The sequence below is a fragment of the Bradyrhizobium sp. 134 genome, assembly GCF_023074155.1.
Lineage (GTDB): Bacteria > Pseudomonadota > Alphaproteobacteria > Rhizobiales > Xanthobacteraceae > Bradyrhizobium.
This window is the reverse complement of sequence record NZ_JADPKX010000086.1, coordinates 174270-189100: the sequence shown is the minus strand read 5'-3', so window position 1 is coordinate 189100 and position 14831 is coordinate 174270. Positions and strand designations below refer to the sequence as shown.

At 63.1% G+C, this 14831-nt stretch carries 14 protein-coding genes; 5 read left to right on the top strand and 9 right to left on the bottom strand.

The window, feature by feature from the left end:
* Together ntrB and IVA75_RS35780 are read right to left on the bottom strand one after the other, a co-directional pair.
* Positions 1 to 897 (bottom strand): nitrate ABC transporter permease, encoded by an 897-nt coding sequence (ntrB, locus tag IVA75_RS35785; RefSeq protein ID WP_007593954.1) that lies wholly within the window; start codon positions 895 to 897, stop codon positions 1 to 3.
* A 61-nt stretch (positions 898 to 958) separates the two neighbouring features.
* A complete protein-coding gene (locus IVA75_RS35780) occupies positions 959 to 2278 on the bottom strand; it encodes a CmpA/NrtA family ABC transporter substrate-binding protein (protein WP_247288509.1) in 1320 nt (439 codons plus the stop codon).
* A 670-nt stretch (positions 2279 to 2948) separates the two neighbouring features.
* On the opposite strand from IVA75_RS35780, the gene IVA75_RS35775 reads away from it, so the two are divergent.
* Positions 2949 to 3788: a formate/nitrite transporter family protein gene (locus IVA75_RS35775; RefSeq protein WP_247288508.1), complete on the top strand. Its 840-nt coding sequence runs from the start codon at positions 2949 to 2951 to the stop codon at positions 3786 to 3788.
* A gap of 55 nt (positions 3789 to 3843) precedes the next feature.
* Positions 3844 to 5580: a bifunctional protein-serine/threonine kinase/phosphatase gene (locus IVA75_RS35770; RefSeq protein WP_247288507.1), complete on the top strand. Its 1737-nt coding sequence runs from the start codon at positions 3844 to 3846 to the stop codon at positions 5578 to 5580.
* A 24-nt stretch (positions 5581 to 5604) separates the two neighbouring features.
* Here the strand turns inward: IVA75_RS35770 and IVA75_RS35765 are convergent, their stop codons facing one another.
* Both IVA75_RS35765 and IVA75_RS35760 read right to left on the bottom strand, forming a co-directional pair.
* A complete protein-coding gene (locus IVA75_RS35765) occupies positions 5605 to 6279 on the bottom strand; it encodes an SDR family oxidoreductase (protein ID WP_247288506.1) in 675 nt (224 codons plus the stop codon).
* Between the two features lie 42 nt (positions 6280 to 6321).
* The gene (locus tag IVA75_RS35760) at positions 6322 to 7191 is read right to left on the bottom strand and encodes an NmrA/HSCARG family protein (protein WP_247288505.1); all 870 of its coding nucleotides are present in this window, start codon (positions 7189 to 7191) and stop codon (positions 6322 to 6324) included.
* Between the two features lie 102 nt (positions 7192 to 7293).
* Between IVA75_RS35760 and IVA75_RS35755 the strand changes: the two genes are divergently transcribed.
* Positions 7294 to 8187 carry a LysR family transcriptional regulator gene (locus IVA75_RS35755; RefSeq protein ID WP_247288504.1) on the top strand — a complete coding sequence of 298 codons (894 nt, stop codon included), beginning with the start codon at positions 7294 to 7296 and terminating at the stop codon, positions 8185 to 8187.
* A gap of 31 nt (positions 8188 to 8218) precedes the next feature.
* Here the strand turns inward: IVA75_RS35755 and IVA75_RS35750 are convergent, their stop codons facing one another.
* Positions 8219 to 9136 (bottom strand): intradiol ring-cleavage dioxygenase, encoded by a 918-nt coding sequence (locus IVA75_RS35750; protein WP_247288503.1) that lies wholly within the window; start codon positions 9134 to 9136, stop codon positions 8219 to 8221.
* 171 nt (positions 9137 to 9307) lie between these two features.
* Here IVA75_RS35750 and IVA75_RS35745 point away from each other — a divergent pair, with 171 nt between their 5' ends.
* Positions 9308 to 10582: a serine hydrolase domain-containing protein gene (locus IVA75_RS35745; protein ID WP_247288502.1), complete on the top strand. Its 1275-nt coding sequence runs from the start codon at positions 9308 to 9310 to the stop codon at positions 10580 to 10582.
* 49 nt (positions 10583 to 10631) lie between these two features.
* Here the strand turns inward: IVA75_RS35745 and IVA75_RS35740 are convergent, their stop codons facing one another.
* From IVA75_RS35740 to IVA75_RS35725, 4 genes are all read right to left on the bottom strand, one after another.
* Complete coding sequence (locus tag IVA75_RS35740; RefSeq protein ID WP_027568829.1) at positions 10632 to 11951, bottom strand: TRAP transporter large permease; 1320 nt, start codon at positions 11949 to 11951, stop codon at positions 10632 to 10634.
* Positions 11948 to 12463, bottom strand: a complete 516-nt coding sequence (locus IVA75_RS35735; protein ID WP_247288500.1) for a TRAP transporter small permease — start codon at positions 12461 to 12463, stop codon at positions 11948 to 11950. Before IVA75_RS35735 ends, IVA75_RS35740 begins: the two co-directional genes overlap by 4 nt.
* An 84-nt stretch (positions 12464 to 12547) precedes the next feature.
* The gene (locus IVA75_RS35730; RefSeq protein WP_247288498.1) at positions 12548 to 13546 is read right to left on the bottom strand and encodes a TRAP transporter substrate-binding protein; all 999 of its coding nucleotides are present in this window, start codon (positions 13544 to 13546) and stop codon (positions 12548 to 12550) included.
* 379 nt (positions 13547 to 13925) lie between these two features.
* The gene (locus IVA75_RS35725; protein ID WP_027568826.1) at positions 13926 to 14159 is read right to left on the bottom strand and encodes a hypothetical protein; all 234 of its coding nucleotides are present in this window, start codon (positions 14157 to 14159) and stop codon (positions 13926 to 13928) included.
* Positions 14160 to 14297: 138 nt separating this feature from the next.
* Here IVA75_RS35725 and IVA75_RS35720 point away from each other — a divergent pair, with 138 nt between their 5' ends.
* On the top strand, positions 14298 to 14642 hold the full coding sequence (locus tag IVA75_RS35720; protein ID WP_027568825.1) for a DUF1236 domain-containing protein: 345 nt from the start codon (positions 14298 to 14300) through the stop codon (positions 14640 to 14642).
* The last annotated feature ends 189 nt before the right edge of the window (positions 14643 to 14831 follow it).

Sequence of the window (14831 nt, the reverse complement as noted above, 5' to 3'; positions counted from 1 at the left end):
TTAGTTCAGCGCGGTGCCGCGGGTGACGATTTTGCCGGCGCCCGCGATCAGGCGGTCGAGCACGAAGCCGATGATGCCGACATAGAACAGTGCCAGGATGATCTCGCTGATATGCGAGGAATTCCAGGCGTCCCAGATGAAGAAGCCGATGCCGACGCCGCCGATCAGCATCTCGGCCGCTACGATGGCGAGCCAGGACAGACCGATGCCGATGCGAAGCCCCGTGAAGATGTAGGGCGCGGCGGCCGGAATCATGATCTTGGCGAAGAATTCGAGCGGGTTGAGCTGCACCACCGCGGCGACGTTGCGATAATCCTGCGGGATGTTGCGGATGCCGACCGCGGTGTTGATGATGATCGGCCAGATCGAGGTGATGAAGATGACGAAGATCGCCGAGGGCTGGCCGTCGCGGAACGCGGCGAGCGACAGCGGCAGCCAGGCGAGCGGCGGAATCGTGCGCAAGACCTGGAACAGCGGATCGAGCCCACGCATCGCCCAGACCGACTGCCCGACCAGCACGCCGAGCGCGATGCCGGCAATCGCCGAGAGCGAATAGCCGAAGGCAACGCGCTGGAGGCTGGCGGACAGGTGCCAGAACAGCCCCTTGTCGATGCCGCCATGATCGAAGAACGGATCGAGGATCAGCTCCTTCGTGTCCTTGAACACCTTCGACGGCGGCGGCAGTGCCGAGCCGGCACGGCGGCAGACCAACTCCCACACCAGAAGCAAGAGCGCGATCACGACCAGCGGCGGGATCACGCGCACGGCGGTCTCCCGCGCCATCCGCGCGTAAGTCTCCGAACGCGGTGGCCGCTTCGGTGTCATCGCGACGACCGGCGCGGCAGCGCTCGCGGGCTTCGCGGTCTCAACCTCGATCTTCGTGGCGGGCATGTTCATCGCAATATCTCTCCGGCTGCAAAAGGCGATGCGGCCGCCCGGAGGCGGCCGCTTGGCTCCATCAGACTTCGACGCGCTTGATCGCGAGCGACTTCAGATAGGCAGCCGGATTGTCCGGATCGAACACCTTGCCGTCGAAGAAGGTCTCCTTGCCGCGCGAGGTGGAGGTCGGGATCTCCGCGCTTGCGATGCCGAGCGTCTTGGCCGCGTCGCGCCACATATCTTCGCGGTTGACCTTGGCAATCAGCGCCTTGGTGTCGAAATTCGCCTCGTACTTGCCCCAGCGAATGTCCTCGGTGAGGAACCAGAGGTCGTGGCTCTGGAAGGGATAAGAGGCGAAGTCGCGCCAGTACTTCATGATGTGCGGCGAATTCTCGACCACCTTGCCGGGAAGGCCGTAGTCGAACTTGCCGGCGGTGCGGTCGAGCACGTCTTCGACCGGGCAGTTCATCCACTGCCGCTTGCCCATGATGGCGGCGAGCTCGGCCTTGTTCTCGGCCTTGTCCGACCACTGCTGCGCTTCCATCACCGCCATCAGCAGCGCCTTCGCGGCCTTCGGATATTTGTCGACGAAGGCGGCGCGCATGCCGAAGGATTTTTCCGGGTGCTTGTTCCAGAGCTCGCCGGTCGTGATCGCGGTGTAGCCGATGTTCTGGTGGATCAGCTGCAGGTTCCAGGGCTCGCCGACGCAGAAGCAGTCCATCGTGCCGACCTTCATGTTGGCCACCATCTGCGCCGGCGGCACCACGATGGTTTCGATGTCCTTGTCCGGATCGATGCCGCCGGCGGCAAGCCAGTAGCGGATCCAGAGGTCATGGGTGCCGCCGGGGAAGGTCATCGCGGCCTTCACGGCCTTGCCCGAGGCCTTCTTCTTCTCGAGCGCCGCCTTGAAGGGCGTGGCGTCGACGCCGAGCTTCAGGTCGGCATATTCGTTGGCGACGGAGATGCACTGGCTATCGAGATTGAGCCGCGCCAGGATGTACATCGGCGTCGGCTGGTTGTTCTGCGTCACCTTGCCCGCCGAGATCAGGTACGGCATCGGGGTCAGGATGTGCGCCCCGTCGATGCCGTTGCCTTCTGAGCCGAGCACGAGATTGTCCCGCGTGGTGCCCCAAGAGGCCTGCTTCTGCACGTCGGTGTCCGGCATGCCGTATTTGGCGAACAGGCCCTTGTCCTTGGCGACGAACAAGGGGCCGGCATCGCTCAGCGCGATGAAGCCGAGCTTGGCGCCCTTGACCTCGGGGCCTGCGTCCTGCGCGAAGGCGCCGGCGGGGAAATTCAGTTTTACAGCGGCCAGGAGGGCGGCGGTCGAGCCGGCGGCCTTCAACAATTGACGGCGGCTGAGGCCAGTGTCCGACGGCCGGCGGGTGCGCTTGGTCATAGGCGGTATCGTCCTTTGCGTCGTTGCAGAATGATTGCGTCAGTGCACACGAGCAGCCCGTCCGTCCGGCGACGCCTGAAGCAGCGCATGCGAACGCGCGACGGGGAGACCCCCGTCTGGTGGCGTCGGCAATTCGGATGAGAAGTCTCGCGGGACGGCTTCAATGGCGTCGGCCTGGAACTATTCAAGCTTCGTGCCAAGCGTCACAACGCGGAAAATCTCGAAAGATCAATATGCTACAGGCAGCGCGCCAGTCTGTCGCAGGGCCGTTCCGCTCGCGAAATTTGCGGCTTGCCCAATAATTGTGCGGCGCACAACAGTTGTGCAGCAGCTCAAGCAAAAGGCCGCATCAAGCGCAAAAGCCGATGCAGTCCAAGATCTATCTGATTGATATTACTTGCTTTTTAGGAGTCTTGCACACGGCACGCAACTTGCTTCTCCATTTACGTCAACGAAGACTGCGGCTTTGCCGCATTGATGCAGGCGCTGGCGGCTGCATCCCGGGAGCACAACTGCTTCGCGGCCCTCCTCGACTCGGTCGTCGTGACGCAATCCCAAGGCTTCCAAACCTCCCCCGGCCCACGCGCGGCAGACACCCCGCACGGCCAATAACTTTCAGCGGCGCACTCAGGGCGTCTCGATCTCTCTTACGAAGCAAAAGGAACCATCGATGTCGTATCTCGCGCCTTCGGAATTCGTCACCAAGATGGTGGATGCGGGCGAGTCCAAAGTCTTCATGTCCACCCGGGATACCATCATCCGGGCCTACATGGCCGGCGCCATCCTGGCGCTCGCGGCATGGTTCGCCGTCACGATCAACGTGAACACCGGGCAGCCGCTGGTCGGCGCGCTGCTGTTCCCGGTCGGCTTCGTCATGCTGTATCTGCTGGGCTTCGACCTCCTGACCGGCGTGTTCGTGCTCTCCCCGCTCGCCCTGATCGACAAGCGCCCCGGCGTCACCTTCGGCGGCGTGCTGCGTAACTGGGGCCTGGTCTTCGTCGGCAATTTCGCTGGCGCCTTCACCGTGGCCTTCATGATGGCCTTCGTCACGACCTTCGGCTTCACGCAGGATCCCGACAAGGTCGGCGCCGCCATCGGTAACATCGGCGAAGGCCGAACGCTGGGCTACGCCGCGCATGGCGCGGCCGGCATGGCGACGCTGTTCCTGCGCGGGATGCTCTGCAACTGGATGGTCTCGACCGGCGTGGTCGGCGCCATGATCTCGACCTCGGTCCCCGGCAAGGTCATCGCGATGTGGATGCCGATCCTGGTGTTCTTCTACATGGTGTTCGAGCATTCCGTCGTGAACATGTTCCTGTTCCCCTCCGGCCTGATGCTGCACGCGAAGTTCTCGATCATGGACTATCTGATCTGGAACGAGATCCCGACCGTGCTCGGCAACCTCGTCGGTGGCCTCGCCTTCACCGGCATGACCCTCTACACCACGCACGTCATGACCAAGCCGAAGCGCCAGGCCGGCAAGGCCACCTCGCCCCGCGTCGCGGCCTGATACGTCTCGACAGGAGAGCCTCGCCCGATCAGGGTGAGGCTCCCCTTTGCCGGTGATGACGATGACCCGCGGACTTCAGATCTCGGTCGGCCAGCATTCCGACAAGGGTCGCAAGCTCATCAATCAGGATTTTCACGGCGTCCTCGTTCCGGACGAGCCGATGCTCAGCCTGAAGGGTATTGCGGCCGTCCTCGCCGACGGCATCTCCAGCAGCACGGTGAGCCAGATCGCCAGCGAGTCGGCGGTCAAGAGCTTCCTGATGGACTATTACTGCACGTCGGAATCCTGGACGGTGAAGACCTCCGCCCGCCGCGTGCTGGACGCGACCAATTCCTGGCTCCACGCGCAGACGCGCAAGAGCCAATATGCCTATGACCGCGACAAGGGTTATGTCTGCACGCTGAGCGCCTTGGTCATCAAGGCGACCACCGCGCACATCTTCCACGTCGGCGACTGTCGCGTCTACCGCGTAGCGGGCAAGGCGCTCGAGCAGCTGACCGACGATCACCGGATCATCGTGTCCTCGGAACAGACCTATCTCGGCCGTGCGCTCGGCATCAATCCGCAGCTCGAGATCGACTATCAGAGTTTCGAGATCGAGACTGGAGACACTTTCCTGCTGGCGACCGACGGCGCCTATGAATTCGTCGACGCGCGTTTCATCACCAGTGCGCTCAGCGAGCATGCAGCCGAGCTCGACGGGGCGGCGAAGGCGATCGTCGAGGAAGCCTATCGGCGCGGCAGTGACGACAACATCACGGTCCAGATCCTCCGCATCGATGCGGTGCCGCAGCGCGAGCCGGCCGGCATCTTCAACCAGACCTCCCAGCTGCCGCTTCCCCCGCTGCCAGAGCCGCGGGCGATCTTCGACGGCTACAGGATCGTCCGCGAAATCCACGCCAGCAGCCGCAGCCATATCTACCTTGCCGTCGACGCGGTGACCGAGGAGCCGGTCGCGCTGAAGCTCCCGTCGATCGATCTGCGCGACAATGCCGCATACCTGAAGCGCTTCCTGATGGAGGAGTGGATCGCGCGCCGGATCGATAGCCCGCACGTGCTGAAGCCGTTGTCGCAGTCGAAACGGCGCAGCTACCTCTACGTCGCGACTGAATTCGTCGAAGGTCAGACCTTGCGGCAATGGATGACGGACAATCCATGCCCCGATCTCGAAACCGTCCGCGGACTGGTCGAGCAGATCGCCGCGGGATTGCGCGCCTTCCACCGCATGGAAATGCTGCATCAGGACCTCAGGCCCGACAACATCCTGATCGACAAGACCGGCACCGCGAAGATCATCGACTTCGGATCGGTGAAGGTGGCAGGCGTCGCGGAGGCCGCGCCACAGGACGAGGCAGACGAAATTCTGGGAACGGTCCAGTACACGGCGCCGGAATATTTTCTTGGGCAGGGCGGCTCGCCGCGCTCCGATATGTTTTCACTCGCCGTGATCTGTTACCAGATGCTGACGGGAAAGCTTCCCTATGGCACCCAAATCGCCAGGATCCGGCGCAAGGCGGACGTGCGGAGGCTCAAATACCGCCCGGCCGACGACGACAGCAACGTGCCTGCCTGGGTCGACGGCGCGCTCAGACGTGCGCTCCATCCGGACCCCTACAAGCGGCACGAGGATCTGTCCGAATTCGTGTTCGAGCTTCGCACGCCCAATCCGGCCTATCTCGACACGCGGATCACACCGCTTTTGGAGCGCAGCCCTCTGATGTTCTGGAAATTGACCACGGCGGCGCTCGCCTGCGTCGTCGTGGTCCTGCTTGCGATGTTGCACGCGCGCTGATCAGGGGTGTCGCCACGCAAAGCATCACCACGTGATCAGCGGAGACCGATGCAGCCAGGTATCGGCGCGCACCTGATCGAGCACGAATCTCGCAACGTCTTCGCGCGCGATGCTACCGCCATGGAAGCCCGAAAGATCCGTCAGGGCCCGGACCGAGCCGCGGCCGGGCTTGTTGTTCAGGATCGAGGGGCGAACCAGGACCCAGTCCAGCCCGCTATCGCTGACGATCGCTTCCTGTCGGTTCTTGTCGGCGTACACCTTCTTCAGGAGAAGCGGAAAGATCACATTGTCGGCGATAAAGCCGCCGTGCCCGGCACTGTCGCCGGCGCCCATCCCCGTGATGCAAACCAGCCGAGAGACCTGCTCGGCCTTCATCGCGCTCACGAGGGCGCGCGTCGCGGTCGAGAGAAGCGTCACCTCGCGGAACGGGCTTACCGGTGTACCCAGCGCGCTGACCACGGCGTCACGGCCTTTGAGGGCTTCGCGCAGGGCTGCTTCATCGCGGGCATCTCCGACGATGAGCTTCGCCCCTCTGATGTCACTTGCCTTGTCGGCGGACCGCACCAGCACGGTGACGTCGTAGCCTCGCGCCACCGCCTGGTTGACGATCAGGCGACCGGTGGCACCGGTCGCTCCAAGCACCAATATCTTCGTTGCGCCTTCCGGATTCACCGGAACAGTGGCGATTGAAGAGGTCATGATAGGAGTCCTTGTTGTCGTGATGGGGACGTGCCCATGCCGTCAGGCAGTGGCCGTGATCTCGGAGACGAAGTCGCGATAGGAGCGCAGCGGACGGCCCAACAGCGCGGTCAACCGCTCGACGTCGCCGGACTCGGGGACCATTCCCTCGGTGAGGAAACGCTCGCTCATCAACCGCATGTCGAAAGCCATCCAGCTCGGCATGAACTGCCTGAGGTTCTTCTCGAAGCCGGCGGTATCGTCACCGGGATAGGCGATCGTGCGGCCCAGCACCTCCGACCAGACGGCGGCGGCTTTCGCGCCGGTCAGCGCATCTGGACCGACGAGATTGATGCGCGTGAGCGGAAGCGGGGTTGCGGCGCGCTCACGACGGATCAGCTCGATGGCCGCGATCTCGCCGATGTCGCGTGCATCGATCATGGCGAGCCCCTTGCTCCCGATCGGCATCGGGTAGATGCCGTATCCGGTCACCACGTCCTTGATCGTGACGTCGTTGTTCATGAAGTACGCCGGGCGCAGGATGCTAGCGTTGAAGCCCATCTGCTCGATCATCCGCTCGACGCCGAACTTGCCGGCAAAGTGCGGGACGTTCACGTAGCGATCGCTGTGGATCACCGAGAGGTAGACGACCCGCTCGACGCCCGCCTCGCGGGCCACGTTGAGCGCGATCAGTGCCTGCGTGAATTCATCCGGCACCACTGCGTTGAGCAGGAACAGGGTCGAGACGCCCTTGAATGCGCTACGGATCGAGTCGACGTCGAGCAGGTCGCCCTGCACGACTGTGACGCCTGCCGGAAGGTTTGCCTTGGCAGGTTCGCGGGCGAGAGCACGGACATCGGCACCGCGCTTGACGAGCTGTTCGACGACATGGCGGCCGATGGTGCCGGTTGCACCGGTAACGAGGATGGTCATGGGGATCACTCCGGGTTGGGTCAGAAGACACTCGGGAAATTAGTGATCCACAAAAGAACCGATAGCCGCTATATCTGAACAGACTGTCTCACTGGTGGAACAATGGACCTGCTCGCACTCGCCGACTTCAATCTCGTCGCCCGGCACGGCGGGTTCGGCCGGGCGGCACGGGCCGCCGGCCGCCCGAAAGCCACCCTGTCCCGGCGGGTCGCGGAGCTGGAAGCCGCGCTCGATCTGCGCCTGTTCGAACGCGGAGCGCGCACCCTGAAACTCACGCAGGAAGGACGCGCCCTTTACGAGCGGACGGGAGCCTTGCTCACCGAGCTCGACGAGACGGCGACAGCGATCGCGTCGGGTGGGGACAGGCCGCGGGGGCGCTTGCGGATCAGCGCGCCTATGCTGTTCTCGCAGACTGCGATGGGAAACCTCGCGGCCGGGTTCGCGCTCAGATACCCGGAGGTCCGTCTCGAGGTCACGACGGAAGATCGCTCCGTCGACATGGTGGAGGAAGGGTATGACCTCGTCATTCGGGTCAATCCCGATCCGGATGACAGCCTTGTCGGACGAATCTTTCTGCGCGATCGGCTGGTGGTGGTGGCGAGCCCGGACCTGAAACGACCGCGGGACGGTATCGCTGTGCCGGCTGTCATGCGCGGACCGGGCGACCAGCTGACCAGCTGGGAAGTCACGGTGCCAAGTGGACAATCGCGCATCGCGATTGATCCGGTCCTTCGCCTGTCATCGCTCGTCATGGTCCGCGATGCGGTCCGGGCGGGCGTCGGCGCCGCACGCCTTCCCGTATCACTGGTCAGTCACGACCTGGCTGCCGGCACGCTGGTGCATTGGGGCGACATCGACGGACCAGAGATCGCGTTGTGGACGCTCTATCCATCGCGCCGGCTGTTGAGCGCGCGCGTCTCCGCCTTCCTCGACTTCATGAAAGAAGCCTTTCCGATGGGGACGCCCGACGAACTGGCGGCCTTTATCGGGAGATGAGAGGGCGGCGCGCGCTGCTCGCGCCTGACTGTCAGGCGTGCTCCTCCGCCTTCGTCCCCAGCGGTTTCGGCGCCATGCCGCCGCCCGGCTTGAGGTGGAATTCGTAGCTCATCAGGTGCCACTGCCCGTTCGCCTTAGTGCCGTCGGGCATCGCCGCATCGTTGCGCGGCTCGACCTTGGCGACGAGGTCGTCCTTCACGCCGAACACCACGTCGGAATCCAGATATTTGTCGCCGTCCATGAAGACGTGGGTGATCAGCGGCTCGTAGCCCTTGGCATTGACCAAGAAGTGCACATGCGCCGGGCGCATCGGGTGGCGGTTGGTCTGCACGATCATCTCGCCGACCGGGCCGTCGGTCGGAATCGGATAGCTGCACGGCAGGATGGTGCGGAAGAAGAAGCGGCCATCGCTATCGGTGATGAAGCGCGCCCGCGCCGAGGCGCCGACCTCGTCATAGTTTGGCTTCTGCGAGTCGTAGAAGCCGTCATCGTCAGCGTGCCAGACGTCGACGGGGACATTCGCGAGCGGCTTGCCCTTGAGATCGGTGACACGGCTCTGCACGAACATCCGTTCGCCGGTTTGATTGTTCGGAGAGATGTCGGTGCCGTGCGCCGTCACCTTGTGCTCGCCGACATAGAACGGCCCGAGCACGGTGGTCTGGGTGGCGCCCTCGCGCTCGCGATGGTTGACCGCGTCGACCAGCATGGAGACGCCGAGCACGTCGGACAGGAGGATGAATTCCTGTCGGGTGTCCGTGCATTTCTGACCGGTGCGGGTCAGGAAATCGATGGCGTATTCCCATTCCGCGAAGGTGAGACCGGTCTTGCTCACGTAATCGTGCAGCGACTTCACCAATTCCTGGAGCAGGAATTTCGCGCGCGGGTCAGGCGTCTGGTCAAAGCTCCGGACGACGGCTCCGGTGAGTTCGGTTTCGTTGAACTGGGTCATGGTCGTTTGCCTGCGTTTTCTCATTGGCCCGTTGGGGATCTTTTTGGGCTGCTTGGAGGCGTTCCAAAGTGAAGCCTACACCAAACAGCCGGCCGGCGTTAAGCGCGACCGGCTTGGAATGAGACCGCCTTTTCGGCTATCAACGCCGGACAAAACTGCTCGGAGGAACTGATGCTCGCCCCCACCCCCGCCTCGCCCGAATCCGTGGGCATGTCCAAGGCCGCGCTCGACCGTGTCGATGCGCATCTGAAGAGCCGGTACATCGATGCCGGCCGCTTCCCGGGCACGCATCTCCTGGTCTATCGCCGTGGCAAGATCGCCCACAGTACGGTGCAGGGTTTTGCCGACGTCGAGCGCAAGCTGCCCGTCAAGGACGACACCATCTACCGCGTCTATTCCATGACCAAGCCGCTCACCAGCGTCGCCTTCATGATGCTGGTAGAGCAAGGCCTCGTCGCGATCGATGAGCCGGTCGCCAAGTACATTCCGGAATGGAAGGATCTCGGCGTGTTCGTCGCCGGCACCGCGCCTTCCTTCCTGACCCGTCCGCCGTCGCGGCCGATGCTGATCGTCGACCTCCTGCGCCACACCTCCGGCCTCACCTACGGCTTCCAGCAGCGCTCGAACGTCGATGCCGCCTATCGCGCTGAAAAGATCGGCGAGGTCGAGAAATCCGGCACGCTCCAGACCATGATCGAGAGCCTTGCAAAAATCCCGCTGGAGTTCTCACCGGGCGAGGCCTGGAATTACTCGGTCTCGACCGACGTGCTCGGCTACCTCGTCGGCAAGATCTCCGGGATTCCCTTCGAGCAGTTCCTGAAACAACGCATTCTCGATCCACTCGGCATGACCGACACTGATTTCCACGTGCCGGCTTCCAAGGCCCACCGGTTCGCTGCCTGTTACTCGGCCGACCCGGGTGGCGGCATGACCTTCCATGCCGGCCAGCGCCGCGAGGGCCTGACCCTGCAGGATGATCCAACCAAGAGCTCGTTCCTGTCGCCGCCGTCCTTGATCTCGGGTGGCGGCGGGCTGTGCTCGACGACGGCCGACTATCTCACCTTCTGCCGTGCGCTGCTCAATGGCGGCGAGCTCGGCGGCGTCAGGCTGATCGGGCCGAAGACGCTGGCGCTGATGACGACCAACCACATACCAGGCGGGCGTTTCCTGCCGGAAGTGTCGCGCTCGCTGTTTGCGGAAGCCGCCTACAACGGCATCGGCTTCGGCCTCGGCTTCGCCGTGACGATGCGCCCGGCCGAGACGCTGGTCGCCGGCAGCCCCGGTGAATACAATTGGGGCGGCGCGGCCACGACGTCGTTCTGGATCGATCCGGCCGAGGAGCTGATCACCATCTTCATGACGCAGGTGCTGCCATCCAGCGCCTACCCGCTCCGGCGCGAGCTGCGCAGCATGGTCTACGCTGCGATCACCGAGAGCAATCTCTGAGCAAAATGCACCGATCCCGCGGCATCAGAGCCGCGGGATCAAGCTTCGCTCATTTCAGCATCTCCGGCACGATCAGGCGCGGCAGGAACAGGGAAACGCTGGGCCAAATGATGAGCGCCGCCAGCACGAGCAGCATGGGGATCAGCATGATCACCGTGTCCTTCAGCGCATAGCGCAGCCGCACCCCTGCGATCGAACAGGCGATCATCAAGCACAAGCCATAAGGCGGCGTCACCAATCCGAAGGCGAGCGATACGATCGAGATGATCGCAAACTGCACCGGATGAAGGTCCACCGATTTCGCCAGCGGTTCGAGAACGGTGCCGACGATGATGATCGCCGGAATGGCGTCGAGGAAGCAGCCCACCACCAGAAAGCAGAACGCGATGAAGAAGCCGGCCCCGATCGCGCCCATGCCCCAGGTCGAGACGTTGGCCAGCAGCTCCTGCGGGATCCTGTAGTAGGCCAGCAGCCAGCCGAACGCGCTGGCGGTGCCCACGCAGAACAGCGCGACACCCGCGAGACGGCCGGTGTCGAGCAAAGCCTTGTAGAGTTCGCGCGCGCCGGTTTCACGGTAAAAGAATGTCGATAGCGCCACGGAATAAAGCACCGCGACGCAGGCGGACTCGGTTGCGGTGAACCACCCCAGCAGGATGCCGCCGACGATGATGAACGGCGTCAGCAGCGCCGGTATCGAGCGCCAGATGGCGCAGCACATCTCCCTCCAGGTGTCCTTCGGATAGGTCGGGTAACCTCGTCGCACGGCATAGATATGCACTGTCGCCATCTGCGCTCCGGCGATCAGCAATCCCGGCACGATGCCCGCGAGATACATCGCCGCGATCGAGGTCGAGATCAGTCCACCCCACACGATCATCAGGATCGAGGGCGGGATGATGACCGCGAGCACGGCCGAGACCGCGGTGATCGCGATGGAGAACGAGAGGTCGTAGCCCTCCTTGGTCTGGGCATCGATGAAGATCTTGGACTGGCTCGCCGCGTCCGCGGTGGAGGAGCCGGAGATGCCGGCAAAGAACACCGACAGCACGACGTTGATCTGCGCCAGCGACCCTGGCCAGTGCCCGACCATCGAGCGCGACAGCGCCACCAGCCGGTCGGTGATGCCGCCGATGCTCATCAAATTGGCGGTGAGCAGGAAGAACGGCACCGCCAGCAGGATGAACGAATTGTAGGCGTTGAAGGTTTCCTGCGCGAGCGTCATCAGCGACAGATGCGGCTCGATCAGCAGGATCGGCACGCAGGCAAGGCCAAGCGCGAAGGCGACCGGCACGCGTATGATGAGCAGGCCAACGAAAGTCCCGAACAGGACCATCGCGGCCTGTCCGGCAGAAAGAACATTGCCGCTCATTGATCTGCCCCAACCAGAATCCGCATCTCGTCGACAATCTGTTCACCGGCGAACACGATCCAGGTCACGCCGGCAACCGGCCAGGCGACGTGGATCAGCCAAAGCGGCAGATCGGCCAGTTCCGAAGTTCTGTTCCAGGCAAAGCGGGTGAACTCGATGCCGGCGAATACGAACACCACCGCCAACGCCAGCACGCCGAGCCGCGCGAGGATCCGCACCAGGGCTTCGCTTCGGCGTGACAGGTCAGGCCAGACGTCGACTTCAAAATGCTGCGACTCTCTGATGCCGACCATGGCACCGATCATGATCGTCCAGATGAACATGAACCGTGCCATTTCCTCGGTCCAGATGTAGGACGGAATCAAGGGCGTGTAGCGCGAGATGATCTGCAACGTGACGGGAATGACCAGAAGGCCGACAGAGGCGGCGAGCAGGATTTCCAGCAGTTTTGCATAGGCCGCCGTTGCTCGGCGCCATAGCGACGGGTTCGGTGGCATCGATATTTCGGTCATTACGACTCCGGGGGATCACAATCACGCAATGGGGCAAGCCGTCCGGCTTGCCCCGACGTCCTGTCGCGTGGGCGGCGACAGTTCTCAGACGACGTTGATCTTCTCGAAAATGCCTTCCGCGCCGATTTCCTTGGCGTAGGTGGCCATCACGGGGTCGGCGAGCTTCTTCATGGCGTCCCGCTCCTCGAAGGGAACACGCTTGAGCTTGCCGGCCTTTTCCAGCGTGTCGAGCTTGACGACCTCCTCGCTCGACTCCAGTTGTCGGCCATAGTCGCCGGCCTCCTTGCCCGCCTTCATGATCGCGTCCTGCAACTCCTTCGGCAGGGTCTTCAACGTCTTCACGGAGAAGCAGATCGGCCGGATCGACACGGCGTGCTGGGTCAGGTTGAGATGCGGGGCCACTTCGTAGAACTTCATCGCCTCGACGCCGGCCGCCTCGTTCTCGCCGGCCGATATCACGCCGTTCTGGATCGCGTTGTAGATTTCGTTATAGGCGATCACCGTCGGGCTCATGCCCACGGCCGCAAAGGTCTTCGACCAGATCGGCGCGCCCTGTACGCGCACCTTGAGGCTCTTGAGGTCGGCGAGAGTCTTGAGCGGCTTGTTGGCGAAAATGTTGCGGATGCCACCGCCGGAATAGCCGATCAGAACGACCTCGGCCTTGGCCGCGACTTCGTCGGCGATCGGCGCCAGGATATTGGCTTCGACGACCTTGTTCATGTGCTCGATGCCCTTGAACACGAAGGGCGCGTCGATGAACGGGGCCGCCTTGGCGAAGGTCGACATGTGAGCCGGCGAGACGATGCCGTAATCGACGGCTTTGCCCTGCGACATGTACTCGAAATACTGCTTTTCGAGGCCGAGCGAGGAATTCCTGTGCAGCGTGAAGTTGACGGGCTTGCCGTAGTACTTCTTCACCAGCTCTTCGAACCGGAGCAGGGCCCGGTTGAAGGCGTGGTCGTCGTTGAACTGGACCGCGCCGTTCAGCGTGATCGGCGACTGCGCCCGGATGATCGACGGCATGCCAATCGCAGCCGCCGCAGTGGTCGCGCCGAGCCCAGCGAGAAATGATCTTCGCTTCATCGTCTCCCCTCCCTTTTGATGCTCCGGCCCTGTCGCCGGGCCGTGAGCGCAGCCGGTATGCGGCTTGCGAGAGGGAAGCGTATGGAAAACGTCGGCGGGACGAAAGTCATTTCGCGCGCGCGGGAGGTCCTCTTCGTCGCAGGGCCACCCCTTTCGTGAACTGCTGCACTGCAACTTGCGCTCCTGCCGATACGTGGCAGGCCGAGGGGACGGCCTCTTCCTCTCGTCGCAGACGGCTTGCGGACCTGTGCGCTGCACGCACAGATCCGCTCGCCTCCACGGTGCTTTAATGCAAATGGCCAATCAGATAGATGCCGCCGCCGATCACCAGCACGGCCGGCACGGCCCAGAGAATCAGAACTGGCATTTGTCATCCTCCTCAGTTCGACGTGCAGACCTTGACGGTCTTCATGCCGGTTTCAGCTTCGGTGCGCGACTTGTAGATCGTGCCCGAGGGGCTGACGACGGTCATAGACGTGTCCGTCGGCTTCTTGTCGACGATCGTGCACTTCTTGGTCTTGACGTCCTGCACGACGTAAAACTCGTCGGCCGCGAACGCCGGCAGGGATATTGCGGCAAGCATCAGTGTTGCAGTTACGATCTTCAACTTCATTTGTCGTCCTCCTCCAGAGCCCGAGCCGGTCAGCCCGGTCATCTACAAACGGGAAAAAGCGGCAATTGGTTCCCTGAGCCGGGAACGCTGTCGGCGATGAGGGGTTGTTGCGGCGCATATTCAAACGAGGAGAACGAGATGAAGAAGTTGTTCCTGCTTTCCGCCGCGGCGGTCCTGATGTCGACCGGCGCTTTCGCGCAATCGACCGTCGTGACGACGACCGGGACGGGCCACGCGGCGGCGGTTCAGATCGAGCCGCAATACCGAACCAAGATCAAATCCTACGTCACTGAGCACCGCATTCGCCCGGTGACGACGAAGGAAAAGATCGTTGTCGGCGCGGCCGTGCCGAGCGATGTCGAGCTCGAGGCCGTTCCCGCAGACTGGGGTCCGTCGCTGACCAAGTATCGCTACGTCTACTCCGGCGATCGCGTGATGCTCGTCGATCCCGGCTCGCGCACGGTTGTTCAGGAAATTGATTGATCCAGGTGTAAGGGGGGCCGCCTCGAATGCGGCCTCCCTCTCTGGGAGTTGACGTTATGAAATCGTATCGAGAGGCCCGGATCGCCGGGCTCAGCCTGGCTGCCGTCTACGCCATGTGCCTGCTGCTGACCGCAATCAGCATGAGCTGAGGCGCTGCCGCGGACTGCGCTGCAAAAATCTTGTCCCTGG

Excerpts from the sequence above, each read along its gene's own strand:
- ntrB (WP_007593954.1), bottom strand. The coding sequence starts at position 897 with ATGAACATGCCCGCCACGAAGATCGAGGTTGAGACCGCGAAGCCCGCG.
- IVA75_RS35780 (WP_247288509.1), bottom strand. The coding sequence starts at position 2,278 with ATGACCAAGCGCACCCGCCGGCCGTCGGACACTGGCCTCAGCCGCCGT.
- IVA75_RS35775 (WP_247288508.1), top strand. The coding sequence starts at position 2,949 with ATGTCGTATCTCGCGCCTTCGGAATTCGTCACCAAGATGGTGGATGCG.
- IVA75_RS35770 (WP_247288507.1), top strand. The coding sequence starts at position 3,844 with ATGACGATGACCCGCGGACTTCAGATCTCGGTCGGCCAGCATTCCGAC.
- IVA75_RS35765 (WP_247288506.1), bottom strand. The coding sequence starts at position 6,279 with ATGACCTCTTCAATCGCCACTGTTCCGGTGAATCCGGAAGGCGCAACG.
- IVA75_RS35760 (WP_247288505.1), bottom strand. The coding sequence starts at position 7,191 with ATGACCATCCTCGTTACCGGTGCAACCGGCACCATCGGCCGCCATGTC.
- IVA75_RS35755 (WP_247288504.1), top strand. The coding sequence starts at position 7,294 with ATGGACCTGCTCGCACTCGCCGACTTCAATCTCGTCGCCCGGCACGGC.
- IVA75_RS35750 (WP_247288503.1), bottom strand. The coding sequence starts at position 9,136 with ATGACCCAGTTCAACGAAACCGAACTCACCGGAGCCGTCGTCCGGAGC.
- IVA75_RS35745 (WP_247288502.1), top strand. The coding sequence starts at position 9,308 with ATGCTCGCCCCCACCCCCGCCTCGCCCGAATCCGTGGGCATGTCCAAG.
- IVA75_RS35740 (WP_027568829.1), bottom strand. The coding sequence starts at position 11,951 with ATGAGCGGCAATGTTCTTTCTGCCGGACAGGCCGCGATGGTCCTGTTC.
- IVA75_RS35735 (WP_247288500.1), bottom strand. The coding sequence starts at position 12,463 with ATGACCGAAATATCGATGCCACCGAACCCGTCGCTATGGCGCCGAGCA.
- IVA75_RS35730 (WP_247288498.1), bottom strand. The coding sequence starts at position 13,546 with ATGAAGCGAAGATCATTTCTCGCTGGGCTCGGCGCGACCACTGCGGCG.
- IVA75_RS35725 (WP_027568826.1), bottom strand. The coding sequence starts at position 14,159 with ATGAAGTTGAAGATCGTAACTGCAACACTGATGCTTGCCGCAATATCC.
- IVA75_RS35720 (WP_027568825.1), top strand. The coding sequence starts at position 14,298 with ATGAAGAAGTTGTTCCTGCTTTCCGCCGCGGCGGTCCTGATGTCGACC.